This window comes from Streptomyces sp. NPDC056479, assembly GCF_042795335.1.
Taxonomy (GTDB): Bacteria; Actinomycetota; Actinomycetes; order Streptomycetales; family Streptomycetaceae; genus Streptomyces.
Map to the genome: position 1 here is coordinate 1,179,590 of NZ_JBHTRZ010000002.1, position 16,345 is coordinate 1,195,934.

Sequence of the window (16,345 nt, forward strand, 5' to 3'; positions counted from 1 at the left end):
CCTTGCGCTCGCGTGCGCGCCGCACGGCCGGGGCATCGACGGACTGACCGGGACCGTCGAGCGGGGAGGTGCGCGTGCACGGACCGGCTTCGCCCGGCTGGCTGCTGGTCGCGGTGTGTGCGGCGACCGGGGCCTACTGTCTGCTGCGGATGCGCAGCCATGTCGAGGAGCAGCGCCGTACCGCGGGCGGCGAGGCACTGATGGGCTTCGGCATGGCCGCGATGGCGGTGCCCGCCGCGGTCTTCACGCCGCCTTCGTGGGCCTGGCCCGGCTATGTGGCGGTGTTCGGCGCGGCCGCGCTGCACGCGCTGTGGTCGGCACGGACGGGCACGCACCATCTGCACCACCTGGTGGGCGCCGCGGCCATGGTCTACATGTCGCTCACGATGGCCGCCTCACCCGGCCATCAAGGCGGACACGGCGGCTCCGGCATCCCGCTCGTGACGGGCGCGCTGCTCGTCTACTTCACGGCATACGTGCTGCTGTCCGGCGTACGCCTGGTGCCCGTCGCCGCCGTCGGCGCGGGCGCCGGCTGGGGCGACCGGCCGGAACTGGCGCGGGCCTGCCGCCTGTCGATGGGAATCGCGATGGTGGCGATGCTGCTCACTCTCTGAAAGCTGACGCTGCGATAGCGAAGTCCGCCGCCGGGTACCCGGAAACACGTCAGGTGGTCGCGCCTCTCCGGGGGACGACCCGCTTCTCGTGTGGCGGCCGTCGCAAACCCGGCCTCTGCGTTGGCCTCTCGCCCCATCGGTCGGCGAGGATCGCAGCATGCACACCCAGTCCGTCGAGTCCCCGCCCCGCCCGCCGGCCGAGCGCACAGCCTCACGCTGGGCCGGGGCCCTGACGCTGTGCTCCGCGCTGCTGCTCGCCATGGTCGCGGTCCGGTGGTACCCGCTGATGGCCCTCGACGACGGCATCGCGGACACCACGCATCGCTGGGCGGTCGACGAAGGCGGCATCACGCACACGTTCCGCATCCTGACGGACTGGGTCTGGGATCCGTGGACGATGCGTCTGCTGACGTTCGCGGTCGCGATCTGGCTGGTGTGGCGCAGAGCCGCGCGCTGGACGGCCGTATGGCTGGTGGTCACCTGCGCGCTGGCCACGGCGATCCAGCAGTCCCTCAAAGCGCTGGTCGACCGTCCGCGCCCCGTCTGGCCCGACCCCGTCGACTCCGCCCATTACGCCGCCTACCCCTCCGGCCATGCCATGACCGCCACGGTGGTCTGCGGTCTGCTGCTGTGGCTCCTGCACCGGCACCGCCCCGAACGCGCCCTGTGGCGTACGGCCGTGGCCGTGGCCGTGATCTCCGTGGCCGGCGTCGGCCTGACCCGGGTGTGGCTGGGCGTCCACTGGACCACGGACGTCGTCGCCGGCTGGCTGCTGGGCGCGCTGGTCGTGGCGGTGGCGGTGGGCGTGCACGCGCGGTGGCAGAGATGAGCGCACCGCGGCGCGCACGTTGAACGCGCCGGAGGCCGAGAGGTCCTGGCCGGCGGCGGGCGAATTCGTCTGTGTGTTCAGCGGCGGCGATCTTCCCGCGCGGTGGAACGCGGCCCCGTAGGATCCGTTCATGACCGCAGTTCTGTTCGATTTCTCCGGAACCCTCTTCCGTGTCGAGTCCACCGAGTCCTGGCTGCGCGGAGCGCTCGCCGAGGCCCAAGTGGAGGTCGCCGAGGCCGAGTTGACCGAGGCCGCGCAGGCACTGGAGGCCATGGGCGCGCTGCCGGGCGGGGTCGACCCCTCGTGGCTGCCGGAGAAGGTCGCGAGTGTCTGGGGAGTACGGGACAAGAGCGCCGAGCTGCACCGGGCGGCGTACACCGGCCTCTCCCGGCATGTGCAGCTGCCCGACGACCGGTTGCACGACCTGCTGTACGACCGTCACATGTCACCGACCGCGTGGCTGCCGTACCCGGATGCCGCCGACGTGCTGCGGACCCTGCGCGAGCGAGGAGTCGGCATCGGCGTCGTCAGCAACATCGGCTGGGATCTGCGCCCGGTGTTCCGGGAGCACGGTCTCGACCCGTACGTGGACACCTATGTGCTGTCCTACGAGCACGGCATCCAGAAGCCCGACCCCCGGCTGTTCGCGGCCGCCTGCGAGGCGCTCGACGCCGACCCGCGGGACGTCGTCATGGTCGGCGACAACCGGCGCGCGGACGGCGGTGCGGCGGCCCTGGGCTGTGCGGTGCACTTCGTGGACCATCTGCCGGCGGCCGAACGGCCGGACGCGCTGCGACCGGTGCTGGAACTGGTGGGCACGGGACCTCGGGCCGAGGGCTGCGGACTTCCGGCCAACGGCACCGACCCACGAGCCGGAAAGTAGCCTCCGGCCACCATCTCTCAGGTCGAGCCCGCCCCGGACGATCCCCCGCGTCGCCCGGGACAGGCGGCAACCTCGGCCAGGCCATATCGAGGCCGGGCCGCACGTCCTGAGTATAGTTGGCTGGCAGCCAGTCAACGCAGGAGTTTCAGCATGTCCCCGCGCAGCGCCTCGGTCAATGAAGAGTTGCGGCGGCGATCCCGGGAGCGGCTTCTCCAGGCGGCGGTGGAGCTCGTCAGCGAGCGGGGCTACGAGGCGACCACGCTGGGTGACATCGCGGACCGGGCGGGCTCGGCGCGCGGACTGGTCTCGTACTACTTCCCCGGAAAGCGCCAGCTGGTGCAGTCCGCCGTGCACCGGCTGATGCACCGCACGCTGGAGGAGGCGCTGGAGCGCGAGCCGCACACCGAGGACGGCCGGGAGCGGATGGCCCGCGCCATCGACGCGATCCTGGGCCTGGCCCGGGACCGGCCGGTGCTGATGCGGCAGCACATGGCGGGAATCCTGCAGGCCGAGGGCTTTGTGCAGTGCCCGGAGCAGCGGCGCCTGGCCGAGCTGCTGCGCGACACCTGCGTACGGCATGGCTCACTCGACGCGGACGCCGACTACCCGATGCTGCGCGCACTGCTCATGGGTGCGGTCTACGCGGCGCTGGTGCCCGGGGTGCCGATGACGGTGCCGGTGCTGCGGGCGGAGTTGTTCAAGCGGTACCGGCTGGAGTGGGAGATGGGAGTCCCGCCGGACGCGGGAGCCGGGCCCGGCGGGACGTGCGACACGGATCTGTCGCGGTTCTTCGCGACCGGGTCCTCACCCGGCTGCCCGGACGATCAGTCGAAGTAGTCCGGCTGTGTCTGGACGTTGAGTTCGTGCACCCGGACCCAGCGGGCCGGGTCGGTGCGCCGGTCGTTCAGCTTCAGGACGTCGAAGCCCCGCGCGTACTCGTTCGAGTAGATGTAGCCGTTGTAGTAGTACGCCGACCACGAGCCGCCCGACTTGATCGTGTCCGTGGTCAGCGGACCGCGGTCGAAGTAGGCGATCTCCTTGGGGTGGTCGGAGTCGGTGAACTCCCAGACGGAGACACCGCCCTGGTACCAGCCCTGGACCATGATGTCCCGGCCCTTGACCGGGATCAGCGAGCCGTTGTGGGCGACGCAGTTCTCGGTGTTCGCCTGGTGGCGGGGGATCTTGAAGTAGCTGCGGAAGACCAGCTTGCGCTTGTCGCCCTTGCCGACGATGTCGTAGATGCCGTCGGCGCCGCGGTCCGGGCCGATCTCGGCGTTGCAGGTGGCCGCGCCGCCGCCGCCGAGCTCGTCGGTGAAGACGACCTTGTTCGCCTTCTGGTTGAAGGTCGCCGAGTGCCAGAACGCGAAGTTCACGTCGTCCCGGACCTGGTCGATGACCTTCGGGCGCGCCGGGTCCTCGATGGACAGCAGGATGCCGTCGCCCATGCAGGCTCCGGCGGCCAGGTCCTTCGAGGGCAGCACCGTGATGTCGTGGCAGCCGGTGGTCTTGCGGACGCCTCCCGGCGGGCCCGGGTTTCCGCCGCCGTCCGGGCCCTCACCGGGGAAGAGCACCGGGAAGTCCACGACCGCCGCCTTCTCGGGCGCGTACCGCGGCACCTTGATCACGGAGATCCCGTCGTGCGGGGGCCGGCAGTCCGGGTAGGTGGCGTCCGGCGAGTACGAGGAGACGTAGACGTAGACGTTCCTGCGCTCGGGAACCAGGGTGTGGGTGTGCGAGCCGCAGGCGGTCTCGACGGCGGCGACGTACTGGGGGTTCCGCTTGTCGCTGATGTCGAAGACCTTCATGCCCTCCCACGAGGACTTCTCGGTCGCGGGCTGGGTGGTGCTGTTGCAACTGCTGTCGCTGCGCGAGGAGTCGGTGGACAGGAACAGCAGGTCACCGGAGACGGAGATGTCGTTCTGCGAGCCGGGACACAGCACCTGCGCGATCGTCCTGGGCGCCGCGGGGTTGCTGATGTCGAAGACGCGGAAGCCGTCGTAGTTGCCCGCGAAGGCATATCTGCCCTGGAAGGCGAGGTCTGAATTGGTGCCCTGGAGCGCGTCCTTGGGTACGAAGGCCAGATGCTCGATGTTGTCGGAGTGGACGATCTCGTCCTGGCCGGGTATCTCGCCGGCGGTCAGAGCCTTGCGGACCTCGGCCCGGGTGCTCTCGGAGACCTCCTGCTCCGCGACGGGTCCGTCCCCGGGGTCGGGGGTCGCGGTGGCCGGCTGCGCGGTGAGCAGCGCGGCCAGGAGTCCTGCGGCGGCAGTCGCAACTCCCAGACGTCTGCGCCGCGTTCGGGGATTGCTGAACAGGATCACTGTTTCCTCCCTTGTTCCGTTCGCACTGGAACGGTTCATGCACGTCCGAGTATCTTCTTCGTCATGCGCATATCAAGAGCGTGTCATGAACATGCAACGAAGACACCTGGCCGCGGGGCGCGCTTCGTTACCGCCTCACTGGCCGCTCTGGCCGTGCTCGCGCTGGGCGGCTGCGACTCCGGCACCGACGCCAAGTCGCCCGCGCGGAGCGGTCCTTCGGTGATCGTGCCCGGCAAGCCCGGCGAGTCGAACCGGATGCTGTCCGCCGAGGAGGCCGCACAACAGCGCGCCGAGGACGACTCCCCCAACTCCGCGGACGTCGCCTACGCGCGCATGATGATCCAGCACCACACCCAGGCCCTGGAGATGACCGAACTCGCCCCGGACCGTGCCGAGTCGGCGAAGGTGAAGAAGCTCGCCGAGCGGATCGCCGCCGCGCAGGGGCCGGAGATAGCCGCCATGAAGGGCTGGCTCAAGACCCACGGCAAGGCCGAGAAGAGCGAGGGGCACGAGCACGGGTCGATGCCCGGCATGGCGACCGAGGCACAGCTGGAGAAGTTGCGCGCCGCCCGCGGGAAGGCCTTCGACCAGCTCTTCCTCACGCTGATGACGACCCATCACGACGGGGCGATCACCATGGCCACCGACGTGAAGGGACAGGGCAACAACATCCGGATCGAGGAGATGGCCGACGAGGTGGTCGCCCAGCAGACGAGTGAGATCGCGAGGATGCGGGCCATGCTCTGACGGACCGGGGCGAAAACGCCGCGAGACGCTCAGCGGCGGGCCCGGCGCGGCGTCAGGAAGCCCGCGTCGCGTGCCTGGCCGATGAGCCGGAGCGATCTGCGCCGGCCGTGCCCGGTCGCGGTCATCACCGCGAGGACGGGGTCGGTCCCCGCTTCCTGGGCCGCGCGGTACTTCTGCGCGATGAGCCACTGCCCCTCGACGCCCCGCGGCCAGACCGGCCGCACCCGGCCCGGCCCGCCGTCGTCGTCGATCTCGCCGTCCGTCTCGTTCCCGATCCCGCACGCCTGGAAGAGCGGGGCCTCGATCCAGTCGGCGAGCGCCGCCAGGTCGTCGAGGGACAGCGCGGGCTCGGCCCGTACGTCCTCGATGGAGACACACCCCCGGGCGACCACGGCGAGCGCGTCGACCCGGGCGCCGTCGCCGAACTCCAGCCGGACGTCGAACCACGCCGTGGCACCGCCACCGTCCCGCACCTGCCACGCGGGCCACACCGACACGGCGCCGTCCGTCGTGGAGCGATCGGAAAGATTAAGAAAGGATGCTTCCAGCACACACGCAACGTAACCGCATGATCACACTCCATACGAACGAACACGCACCCCGCGCGGCGCACAGCACCCTGTCAGCGGAGCGCCCGCGGTGCGATGCTGGACTCGAGAGCGACTCCTGACGATCTCGGGACGAGGAGTTCCGCCGTGCTTCATGTCGCCGTCGTGGGCTCCGGGCCCAGCGGGTGTTACACCGCCCAGAGTCTCGTACAGCAGGACCCCGACGTGGCCGTCGACGTCCTGGACCGGCTGCCGTGCCCGTACGGCCTGGTGCGGTACGGCGTCGCGCCCGACCACGAGAAGATCAAGTCTCTCCAGAACAACCTGCGCACGGTCCTGGAGCACGAACGGGTGCGGTTCCTCGGCGGTGTCCAGATCGGCCCCGGCGGGGTACCGGCCGCACGGCTGCGCGAGCTGTATCACGCGGTGGTGTACTGCGTGGGCGCCGCCACCGACCGGCACCTCGGGATTCCCGGCGAGGACCTGCCGGGAAGCTGGTCGGCGACGGAATTCGTGTCCTGGTACAGCGCCCATCCGGACGCCGTCGACGACGGCTTCGTGGCCGGCACCCGATCGGCGGTGGTGATCGGCGTCGGGAACGTCGCGGTGGACGTGGCGCGGATGCTGGCCAGGGGCACGGCCGAACTGAGCCCCACCGACATGCCCCAGGCGGCGCTCACCTCCCTCGCCGCGAGCCGGGTCACGGACGTCACGATGGTGGGCCGGCGCGGCCCGTCGCAGGCCCGCTTCACGACCAAGGAGCTGCGCGAGCTGGGCACCCTGCCGGACACCGAAGTGGCCGTGGATCCGGCCGAGTTGGCGATGGATCCCGCCTACGCCGACCCCTCCGGCCTGCCCGCGCCGCAGCGCCGCAACGTGGAGGTGCTGCGCGGCTGGGCCGGATCCCCGGCGCGGGACGCCGGCCACCGTCTCCGGCTGCGCTTCTTCCTGCGTCCCGTCGAACTGCTCGCCGACGCCGGACGCGTGGGCGCGGTGCGCTTCGAACGGACGGCGCCCGACGGACGGGGCGGAGTGACCGGCACGGGGCAGTTCGAGGATGTCGAGGCGCAGTTGGTGCTGCGCTCGGTGGGCTATCGCGGAGTTCCGCTGGAGGGCCTGCCCTTCGACCCGGCGGCCGGCACGGTGCCGCACCTCGCCGGCCGTGTGCTGCGGGAGGGCACCGTCGCGCCGGGCGAGTACGTGGCCGGCTGGATCAAGCGGGGCCCGACGGGCGTCATCGGCACGAACCGGCCGTGCGCGAAGGAGACGGTGACGTCCTTGCTGGAGGACGCGCCGGCGCTCGTACGACGGGAACTGCCCGGGGATCCGCTCACGGCCCTGCGCACCGAGGGGGTCGAACCGGTGGAGTGGACGGGCTGGTGCGCCATCGAGCGCGCGGAGGCAGAACTCGGGGCGTCACTGGGCAGGGGTGTGGTGAAGCTCCCCGACTGGCAGTCACTGATGAACGCCGCGCACGGTCACGCCCTTTAGGAACGCGGGGCAGCGCGCGAGCGGCCACCCGAGACCCGGGGCGGGAAACGAGCCGGCAACACCTCAGAAATCAACAATCTGTTCAAGGAGCCTACGGTCTCGCCCATGACGCAAACCGCACACCCCGTCGACGAAGTCCCACCCGCACGCCACCTCGCCGCCTTCGGTCTCCAACACGTACTCGCGATGTACGCCGGCGCCGTGGCCGTCCCCCTGATCGTCGGCGGCGCCATGAAGCTGCCGCCCGCGGACCTGGCGTATCTGATCACCGCCGACCTGCTGGTGTGCGGCATCGCGACGCTCATCCAGTGCATCGGCTTCTGGCGCTTCGGTGTCCGGCTGCCCATCATGCAGGGCTGCACCTTCGCCGCCGTCTCCCCGATGGTGCTGATCGGCACCACGGGCGGCGGACTCCCCGCGATCTACGGCTCGGTGATCGTCGCGGGACTGGCGATCGTGCTGCTGGCCCCGGTCTTCGGCAGACTGCTGCGCTTCTTCCCGCCCCTCGTCACGGGCACCGTGATCCTGATCATCGGCATCTCGCTGCTCCCGGTCGCGGGCAACTGGGCCGCGGGCGGCGCCGGTTCGGCGGACTTCGGGGAGCCGAAGAACCTCGCGCTGGCCGCATTCGTCCTCGCGACGGTGCTCGGTGTGCAGCGGTTCGCGCCGGCGTTCCTCAGCCGCATCGCCGTGCTGATCGGCATCGTGGCCGGGCTGGCGGTGGCGGTGCCTTTCGGGTTCACGGACTTCGGCGGGGTCGGCGAGGCCGACTGGCTCGGGATCAGCACTCCCTTCCACTTCGGGGCGCCCGCCTTCGAGTTCTCGGCGATCGTGTCGATGCTGGTGGTGGCGCTGGTGACGATGACCGAGACGACCGGAGACCTGATCGCGGTCGGTGAGATGACGGAGCGCAAGGTCGAGCCGCGCTCCCTCGCGGACGGTCTGCGCGCCGACGGCCTGTCGACCGTCCTGGGCGGCGTCTTCAACACCTTCCCGTACACGGCGTACGCCCAGAACGTGGGCCTCGTCGGCATGACCCGCGTGCGCAGTCGCTGGGTGGTGGCCACCGCGGGCGGCATCCTCGTACTGCTCGGCCTGCTGCCCAAGTTGGGCGCGGTGGTGGCGGCCATACCGGCTCCGGTGCTGGGCGGTGCGGGCCTGGTGATGTTCGGGACGGTGGCCGCGAGCGGGCTCAGGACGCTGACCGAGGTGGACTTCAAGGGCAACAACAACCTGACGGTGGTGGCCGTTTCCGTGGCGGTGGGCATGCTGCCGGTCGGCGTGCCGACGGTCTACGCGAAGTTCCCCGACTGGTTCCAGACGGTGATGAACAGTGGCATCAGCGCCGGCTGTCTGACGGCGATCGTGCTGAACCTGCTCTTCAACCACCTGCCCGCCAGGGCGGGTTCAGGGGCCGCCGACGCGGACTCAGACGCCGGCGAGACGGGCGGCCTGCCGCGCGGCGGCGTCGAGGAGGGCGTCGAGAAGTCCCGGGAAGAGACCGTCTAGGTCGTCCTTGCGCAGGCCGTTCATCTTGGCCGTGCCCCGGTAGACCTGCTGGATCACACCGCTCTCGCGCAGCACCCGGAAGTGGTGCGTGGTGGTGGACTTGGTGACGGGCAGGTCGAAGTGCGAACAGGAGAGCTCGTCGCCGACCGCGGCGAGCTCTCGTACGATCTGCAGCCGCAGCGGGTCGGACAGCGCGTGCAGCACGCCCTCCAGACGGATCTCCTCACGCGTGGGGTGCGGGAGGTCTCGGCTGCTGACAGCGGGGCTGGTCACGGCGGCTCCACTTCGTCGGGTTCCCGCATTCGGGATCTCCCCGCGCTCGGATTCCCCCATTGTACGAGACCTCTCGTAGTTTGACACCTCTCGTAGTTTGACATCTCCCGTACTACGATGCCTATCGTACGAGTCGACGACTGGTCCCCCGTGAACGAATGGAGTCCGCCATGAGCGCGCTCTTCGAGCCCTACACCCTGCGCGATGTGACGATCCCGAACCGGGTGTGGATGCCCCCGATGTGCCAGTACTCGGCCGCGCCCGACGGCCCCGACGCGGGCGCCCCCAACGACTGGCACTTCGCGCACTACGCGGCCCGCGCGGCCGGTGGCACGGGGCTGATCGTCGTCGAGGCCACGGGAGTCAGCCCCGAGGGCCGGATCTCCCCGTACGACCTGGGCATCTGGAACGACACGCAGGTCGCGGCGTTCCGCCGGATCACGCGCTTCCTCGAGTCCCAGGGCACGATTGCGGGCATCCAGCTGGCCCACGCCGGCCGCAAGGCCTCGACCGACCGGCCCTGGACGGGCGGTGCGCCGGTGGGTCCGGACGCCCACGGCTGGCAGCCGGTGGCGCCCAGCGCGCTCCCGTTCGCCGAGGGGCACCCCGTGCCGACCGAGCTGACCGTCGCTGAGATCCAGGAGATCGTGGCGCAGTTCGCGGACGCCGCCCGCCGTGCCCTCGCCGCCGGGTTCGAGGTCGCCGAGATCCATGGCGCGCATGGCTATCTGATCAACGAGTTCCTCTCGCCGTACTCCAATCACCGCACCGACGAATACGGCGGCTCGTACGAGAACCGCACCCGTCTCGCCCTCCAGGTCGTGGACGCCGTCCGGGAGGTGTGGCCGCAGGACAAGCCGCTGTTCTTCCGTATCTCGGCGACGGACTGGCTGGAGGAGGGCGGCTGGGGTGCCGACGACACCGTCCGCTTCGCCGCCGACCTCAAGGCCCACGGCATCGACCTGCTGGACGTCTCGACCGGCGGCAACGCCTCCGGCGCCCGCATCCCGGTGCGCCCCGGCTACCAGGTCCCGTTCGCCGCGCGGGTGAAGGCCGAGACCTCGCTGCCGGTCGCGGCGGTGGGCCTGATCACCGAAGCCGAACAGGCCGAGAAGATCATCGCCAACGGTGAGGCGGACGCCGTCCTGCTCGGCCGTGAGCTGCTGCGCAACCCGTCGTGGGCACGGCACGCGGCACGGGAGCTCGGGGGCGACGCGCACGTGCCGCACCAGTACCACCGCTCCGTCTGATCACCCGGCCCGGCCGGAGCGGTGAGCCGTCCGGCCGGGCCGACGACGAACCCCCGTCACCGGGCGTGGGCCACCAGCCGCTCCAGCGGCGGCAGGAAGCGCTGCCCGGCCACCGCGAGCGCGATCGACGCCGCCACACCCGCCCAGGCGACCGGCCCGAGCGGCGTGCAGCCGAAGAGGTTGCTGACGCCGGGCGTCTGGACCAGGACCGCGAGGGCGGCCGCGGAGCCGAGGGCCGTGGCGCGGACCAGGGGGCTGCCCCGCCGGTCGGCCAGGGTCTGGGCGAGCTGTGTGCCGACCACCGCGCACAGCGCCATCGTGGTGGAGCGGCGGGCGCTGCCCGGCGTGAAGCGGCCGAACAGCCAGGCCGAGGTGGCGCCCAGAGTGGTGGTCAGGGCGCGGTGCCGGATCTTGCGGATCAGGGGAGCGCCCAGGGGTTCGGTGGCCGCCGGGCCGGGGGCCGGTCGTGCGTCCGGCTGATCGGCCGCGTCTTCCTCCGGCTCCCCCGGCTCCGCCGCCGGGTCCGCGTCTTCCACCGACTCCTCCGCCGGCTTCGGCGTCACCGCAACCGCCATCGCCGGGAACAGGTCCGTGAACAGGTTCACCAGCAGCATCTGGCGGGTGGACAGGGGCGAGGCGCCCGACAGCAGGGTGCCGAGGAGGCCGAAACCCACCTCGCCCGCGTTGCCGCCGATCAGGATGGCGATGGCGTCGGCGACGCTGTGCCACAGCGCCCGGCCCTCGGCGACCGCGTCGATGAGGACCGTCAGGTCTCCGTCGGTGAGCACCAGGTCGGCCGCGTTGCGGGCGGCCGCGGAGCCGCGGGCGCTGATGCCGACGCCGATGTCGGCGGCGCGGATGGCCGCGGCGTCGTTGGCGCCGTCGCCGACCATGCCCACGACCCGCCCGGCGTCCCGCAGCGCCTCGACGACCTGCAGTTTCTGCTCGGGCGCGACCCGGGCCACGACGCCCACGTCACGCAGCATCCCCATGCGCTCCTCGCGGTCCGCGGACGCCAGTTCGTCACCCGTGATCACACCGGTGTCCTCGGGCCAGCCCAGCTCCGCGGCGATGGCCCGTGCCGTCTGCGGGTGGTCGCCGGTCAGCATGACGGGCCGTACGCCTTCCTCCCGCAGGCCCTGGACCAGGGCCGTGGAGGTGTCGCGCGGTACGTCGGCGAGGGCGAGCAGGCCGGTGAAGTCCAGCTCCTCCAGCGGCTGTTCAAGGATCTCGGTCGCCTTGTCGGCCGAGGCGAGCCGGCGCTGGGCGACCGCCAGGACCCGCAGTCCGTCGCCGGCCAGCGCCTGCGCCTTATCCGACGCCGACGAGGGCAGACCGGAGCAGGCGGGCAGCACCGTCTCGGGGGCGCCCTTGACCACGAGTACCGGTGCGCCGTCCTCGGCCCGGCCGACTGCGGCGGCGTAGCCACGGCCGGCCTCGAAGGGCAGGCCCTCGGTCTGGGTCCACTCGGGGTCGGGGGCGGCCGCGTCCAGGACGGCCTCGTCGGTGGCGTGCACGGGCCGGTCCGAGCCGCCGTTGAGCTGGGGGCAGGCACGTGCCGCGGTCCGCAGCGTGCTGTCGGCCTCCGACTCGTCCGGCGTACGGACCGTCCCGTCGGCTTCGGTGAGCCGTACCAGGCGCAGCCGGTTCTCGGTGAGCGTGCCGGTCTTGTCGAAGCAGACGGTGTCCATCCGGCCGAGCGCCTCCAGGGTGCGCGGAGCCCGCACCAGGACGCCGCGCCGGCTCAGTCGCCGGGCCGCGGCCAGCTGCGCCACGGTCGCCACCAGCGGCAGCCCTTCGGGCACCGCCGCCACGGCCACGGCCACCCCGCCGCTCACGGCGCGGCGGATCGGCGTGCCGCGCAGCAGCGACAGGGCGGTCACCCCGGCGCCGCCGGCCAGGGTCCACGGCAGGGCCTTGTCGGTGAGTTCCCGAAGCCTGCCCTGCACTCCGGCGGACGGCGGCTTGCGGGAGGCGAGGGCCACGGCCCGCGCGGACTCGGTGCGCTCCCCGGTCTCCACCACGACGGCGTGAGCCTGTCCCGCCACCACGGTCGTGCCCTCGAACACCATGGACTCCCGGTCCGGCACGGCGGCGTCCGGCGTCGGATCGGTCCCCTTGGCGGCCGCCAGGGACTCCCCGGTCAGCGCGGACTCGTCCACTTCCAGGCCCTCCGCCCACACCAGGCGGGCATCGGCGGGCACCACGTCGTCGGCCCGGAGCTCGATCAGGTCACCGGGCCCGAGCTTGACGGCGTCGACCACGTGCGGCTGGGCCGACCGGTCCTCGGTGGTGACGCGCGCTTTCTGCTTCTGCTTGGCGAGCAGCCCGGACAGCGCCCGCTCGGCGCGCATCCGCTGGACGCCGCCGACCAGGGCGTTCAGGTCGAGTGCGCCGACGACCAGCAGGGCATCCAGGACCGAGCCGAGGATCGCCTCGGCGGCGGAGCCGACGGCCAGCACCGGGGTGAGGGGGTCGTCGAGTTCGCCGCGCATGGCGTGGGCGAGCCGCAGCGGCCCGCTCAGCGGCGCGAACACGCGCTGCCGGCCCATCGTCCGCAGCGTCTCTCGCGTGCGGTCGGTGACCAGTTCACGCAGGGTCGGCTCGGGGCCGGTCTCCTGCTCCAGCCGTTCGCGGACCTCGCTGGTCTCCAGTTCGTGCCAGGCCACCCGCGGCCGGGGGTGCGGGGCGCGGGCCATGGCCACGCCCAGGGCGGCACGTGTGCCGGTCAGCAGGGCCCAGGTGGCGCTCGCGTCGACCGGGGTGTGGCGCAGTCCGGGCCATGGCGTACGGCGGCCCCGCTGCGACTTTCCGATCGCCACAAGGAGCCCGGACAGTGCGGCACCGGACCGGGCCAGGACCTGCGAGCGGCGGCCGACCCCGCGCGCGGCCGGGATCGCCCGCAGCAGCCGCCAGAGATCGGCGAGCCCGTTCCGGGCCAGCACATCCGCGCCCCAGACGACGGCACCCTCCCGGTCGGTGAGGGCGACGGCCACATCGGCGGCGAGCAGCCCGGCGAGTACGTCCTCGTCGGCCTCCCCCGGCCGTGCCACCGCGACGACTACGCCGTCCTCGCCGCGCAGCGCGTTCACCACCTCGCTCAGCGACCGCTCGTCGCGCACGACCTGGTCGGCGAGGGTCGTGAAGTCCGCCAGGGCCGGATCGTCCACCATCACGACCCGCAACCCCGCCCGCCGTGCCGCGTCCAGCACCACCTCCGCCCACGGGTCCGCGTCCGCACCCGGAGTCCGCAGCGCACTCGGGTGCAGTACGACCGTGTCCGCCATCTCCAGCTGCCGCAGCCGCTCGGTGTCCCGGACCAGGACGCCGGTGCGGGACAGCGCGGAGCTCAGTACGGCGTGGAAGGCGGCGGGCCCGTAGCGCGCGGCCTTGGGAGAGCCCGCGAGCACCGCTTCCGCCGCCTCGCCGCCGTCGTGCTTGACCAGCAGCATGGCCGCGGCACCGACCAGGCTGCCGGTCTCGGCGTGCGTGGCGTACTCCTGGGCCGGGGAGGTGCGCAGCGGCGGGCGTGGGAAGTCGTCCCCCGCCACGCTGCTCCGCTCCGGTGTGCAGACCTCGTCGTGGACCTGGTCGAAGGCCGCCGCGCGGGCCACCGTGTCCGCCAGCTGGAGCGTGCGCAGCGCGCCGTCGAGCAGCAGGGCGGTCGGGGTCCGGCCGGCGCCGTGGACGGCGGCGTTCGCTATGGCCAGGGCCACATCCATACGGGAGCGGCCGATCCTCGCGCGCAGCCGGCCACGGAAGCCCGGGTTCTCCCGCAGCAGCGTCACCAGCGCGGTGACCGCGCGGGGCGAGGTGGGCAGGCGCAGGGCGTATCCGGCGAACGCGGTCGCGATGCCGGCGCCGTCGGCGGCGAGCGCGGTGGCCGCGGCCCGTACCCCGGCGGGGTCGGCCGGATGGGGGACGTCGTCCACCGCCCCGTCCGTCTGTGCCAGGCCGTGCCGGGCGGCGATCGCGGCCGCCTTCTCCACGACCAGGTCACCGACCGACTCCTCGACGGCGGTCACCACGAGCCGCCGCAGGCCGCCGTCCCAGTAGGCGAGGGCGACGTCCGGCCGCTCGGCCAGCTCCGCGGCGACCCTGCGCGCCACACGTGCGGTCCCGCCCTCCCGCCGTACGCGTTCCGGCTCCGCGGGCCGCAGTGCGAGGTGGGCCCGGGTGCCGGACCGCCAGGGGCGTGGTCCGCCGGGCAGCGTGTGGCGGGCGACCCGCACGACCCGGGCGGCGGTGTCGACGCTGCGCACCCCCGCCCGGGCGGTACCTGCCACCGCCCCCGCGGCGACTCCCACCGCGGGGGCGGCTCCTTCGGCCAGCAGCCGGGGACCGGCGGCGACCACTGCGGCCGCGGCCGCAGTCGGGCGGGTGAGCAGTCCCAGAACCATTGCGTGACCTCGGCTGAGTGCGTCCTCGATCGATCTTGCCTTGCCTGCGGCTCCGGGTTCCCGCAAAACGGCGGGTCATCCGCCTGCGCGGGGGCTGATCGCGTCGGCAGCCGGGGGCGAGGTGTCCGCAGGCTCACACCGGCGGACACCTCGTGCTCCGCGGGAGATCAACCGGCGGTTCAGGCCGCTCCGTTGAGCGTGAAGGCGCCCGGTGCCGCGCTGCTCCCGGTGTGGTTCGCCTGATAACCGATGCCCACACTCGCACCGGGCGCGAGCGTCGCGTTGTACGTGGCGTTGGTCGCTGTCACCGCACCGGAGGCCGGGGTGTACGCGGCTCCCCAGCCGTTGGTGATCGTCTGGCCGGCGGGCAGGGTGAACCCGAGCTGCCAGCCGTTCATCGACGCGGAGCCCGTGTGGGTGAGGGTGACGGAGGCGGTCAGGCCGGTGTTCCACGCGTCGGTGGTGACGGTCACCTTGCACGCGCCGGGCTGGGGCTGGGGTGCGGGCCCGTCGCTGTCCAGACCGAAGAAGGTGAGGACCCGGGCGGCCATTCCGTGGCTGTAGAGGTTGTGGCCGACGCCCTGGAGGCTGATCGCCTCGACCGGGGCGCGGTCACCGGTGCCGCCGTAGCGGGTGCGGGTCCAGCCGGACTGGGGTGTGTCCGTGGCGGCGGGGGTCTGGCCGACGCCGTGGACGTTCGTCCACTGCTTGATCGTCTCCCCGAGGTTGGGGTGGCGCAGGACGTCGTCCTCGATGCCGTGCCACAGCTGCACGCGCGGCCGGGGACCGGTGTGGCCGGGGTGGGCGGCGCGGGCGATGTCGCCCCACTGCTGCGCGGTGCGGGTGACCGTGCCCTGGGCGCACGCGCTGTTCCACTCGGAGCCGTCGGTGGTGGCGAAGCATCCGAAGGGGACGCCCGAGAAGGCGGCGCCGGCCGCGAACACGTCGGGGTAGTCGCCGAGCAGGACGTTCGTCATCATCGCGCCGGAGGAGATGCCGGTGGCGAAGATCCGGCCGGTGTCGGCGCCGTAGGTGCGCGTGACCCAGTCGACCATGGACTTGATGCCGACCGGGTCGCTGCCGCCGCCGCGCTTCAGCGCCTGCGGCGAGGAGACGTCGAAGCACTTGCTGCTGCGGGTGACGGACGGGTAGATCACGATGAAGCCGTACTGGTCGGCCAGCGTGTCGTACTCGGTGCCGTTGTACATGTCCGGACCGGAGCCGGTGCACCAGTGCACGGCCACCAGCACGGCCGGGTCGGCGGTCACTCTGTCCGGCACATAGAGGTACATCCGCAGGTTGCTGGGGTTGGCGCCGAAGCCGGTGACCTCGGCCAGCGTCGCGGTGGGGACGGCGTCGACGGCCTCGGTGCGGGCGGACGCCTCGGGGGCTGCGACGAGGAGAGCCGCGAGCAGCGGCAGGAGGGCGGCGAGCAGCGTCCGGAGCGGTCTTGGCGCGGTCGTGCGGGTGAGGGTGCGCG

General features: G+C 72.4%; 13 protein-coding genes. 8 read left to right on the top strand and 5 right to left on the bottom strand.

Features of this window, described 5'->3' with window-relative positions; all coding sequences use genetic code 11:
- Nucleotides 1-74 precede the first annotated feature (74 nt).
- The 4 genes from ACFQ6S_RS11385 to ACFQ6S_RS11400 all read left to right on the top strand — a co-directional run bounded on the left by ACFQ6S_RS11385 (nt 75) and on the right by ACFQ6S_RS11400 (nt 3,163).
- Nucleotides 75-614 carry a DUF5134 domain-containing protein gene (locus ACFQ6S_RS11385; RefSeq protein WP_383406381.1) on the top strand — a complete coding sequence of 180 codons (540 nt, stop codon included), beginning with the start codon at nt 75-77 and terminating at the stop codon, nt 612-614.
- Nucleotides 615-771: 157 nt separating this feature from the next.
- The gene (locus ACFQ6S_RS11390) at nt 772-1,443 is read left to right on the top strand and encodes a phosphatase PAP2 family protein (protein WP_383406384.1); all 672 of its coding nucleotides are present in this window, start codon (nt 772-774) and stop codon (nt 1,441-1,443) included.
- 130 nt (nt 1,444-1,573) lie between these two features.
- Nucleotides 1,574-2,326, top strand: a complete 753-nt coding sequence (locus tag ACFQ6S_RS11395; protein WP_383406387.1) for an HAD family hydrolase — start codon at nt 1,574-1,576, stop codon at nt 2,324-2,326.
- A gap of 150 nt (nt 2,327-2,476) precedes the next feature.
- On the top strand, nt 2,477-3,163 hold the full coding sequence (locus ACFQ6S_RS11400) for a TetR/AcrR family transcriptional regulator (RefSeq protein WP_383406390.1): 687 nt from the start codon (nt 2,477-2,479) through the stop codon (nt 3,161-3,163).
- On the opposite strand, the gene ACFQ6S_RS11405 is transcribed toward ACFQ6S_RS11400, so the two are convergent.
- Nucleotides 3,151-4,686 carry an LVIVD repeat-containing protein gene (locus ACFQ6S_RS11405; RefSeq protein ID WP_383406393.1) on the bottom strand — a complete coding sequence of 512 codons (1,536 nt, stop codon included), beginning with the start codon at nt 4,684-4,686 and terminating at the stop codon, nt 3,151-3,153. The two genes, ACFQ6S_RS11400 and ACFQ6S_RS11405, sit on opposite strands and share 13 nt — an antisense overlap.
- Before the next feature lie 24 nt (nt 4,687-4,710).
- Between ACFQ6S_RS11405 and ACFQ6S_RS11410 the strand changes: the two genes are divergently transcribed.
- The gene (locus ACFQ6S_RS11410) at nt 4,711-5,394 is read left to right on the top strand and encodes a DUF305 domain-containing protein (protein WP_383406396.1); all 684 of its coding nucleotides are present in this window, start codon (nt 4,711-4,713) and stop codon (nt 5,392-5,394) included.
- Between the two features lie 29 nt (nt 5,395-5,423).
- On the opposite strand, the gene ACFQ6S_RS11415 is transcribed toward ACFQ6S_RS11410, so the two are convergent.
- Entirely contained in the window at nt 5,424-5,891 is a 468-nt protein-coding gene (locus tag ACFQ6S_RS11415) for a DUF6214 family protein (RefSeq protein ID WP_383406399.1), read from the bottom strand.
- A 198-nt stretch (nt 5,892-6,089) separates the two neighbouring features.
- Here ACFQ6S_RS11415 and ACFQ6S_RS11420 point away from each other — a divergent pair, with 198 nt between their 5' ends.
- Nucleotides 6,090-7,433 (top strand): FAD-dependent oxidoreductase, encoded by a 1,344-nt coding sequence (locus tag ACFQ6S_RS11420; protein ID WP_383406402.1) that lies wholly within the window; start codon nt 6,090-6,092, stop codon nt 7,431-7,433.
- Nucleotides 7,434-7,538: 105 nt separating this feature from the next.
- Nucleotides 7,539-8,942 (top strand): nucleobase:cation symporter-2 family protein, encoded by a 1,404-nt coding sequence (locus tag ACFQ6S_RS11425; RefSeq protein WP_383406405.1) that lies wholly within the window; start codon nt 7,539-7,541, stop codon nt 8,940-8,942.
- On the opposite strand, the gene ACFQ6S_RS11430 is transcribed toward ACFQ6S_RS11425, so the two are convergent.
- Nucleotides 8,862-9,215, bottom strand: a complete 354-nt coding sequence (locus ACFQ6S_RS11430) for an ArsR/SmtB family transcription factor (RefSeq protein ID WP_383406408.1) — start codon at nt 9,213-9,215, stop codon at nt 8,862-8,864. The two genes, ACFQ6S_RS11425 and ACFQ6S_RS11430, sit on opposite strands and share 81 nt — an antisense overlap.
- 170 nt (nt 9,216-9,385) lie before the next feature.
- Here ACFQ6S_RS11430 and ACFQ6S_RS11435 point away from each other — a divergent pair, with 170 nt between their 5' ends.
- Nucleotides 9,386-10,465, top strand: coding sequence for an NADH:flavin oxidoreductase/NADH oxidase (locus tag ACFQ6S_RS11435; RefSeq protein ID WP_383406411.1), 1,080 nt, complete (start codon nt 9,386-9,388; stop codon nt 10,463-10,465).
- Between the two features lie 56 nt (nt 10,466-10,521).
- On the opposite strand, the gene ACFQ6S_RS11440 is transcribed toward ACFQ6S_RS11435, so the two are convergent.
- Nucleotides 10,522-14,865: an HAD-IC family P-type ATPase gene (locus tag ACFQ6S_RS11440; protein WP_383406413.1), complete on the bottom strand. Its 4,344-nt coding sequence runs from the start codon at nt 14,863-14,865 to the stop codon at nt 10,522-10,524.
- Nucleotides 14,866-15,044: 179 nt separating this feature from the next.
- The gene (locus tag ACFQ6S_RS11445; protein WP_383406548.1) at nt 15,045-16,301 is read right to left on the bottom strand and encodes a PHB depolymerase family esterase; all 1,257 of its coding nucleotides are present in this window, start codon (nt 16,299-16,301) and stop codon (nt 15,045-15,047) included.
- Nucleotides 16,302-16,345 lie beyond the last annotated feature (44 nt).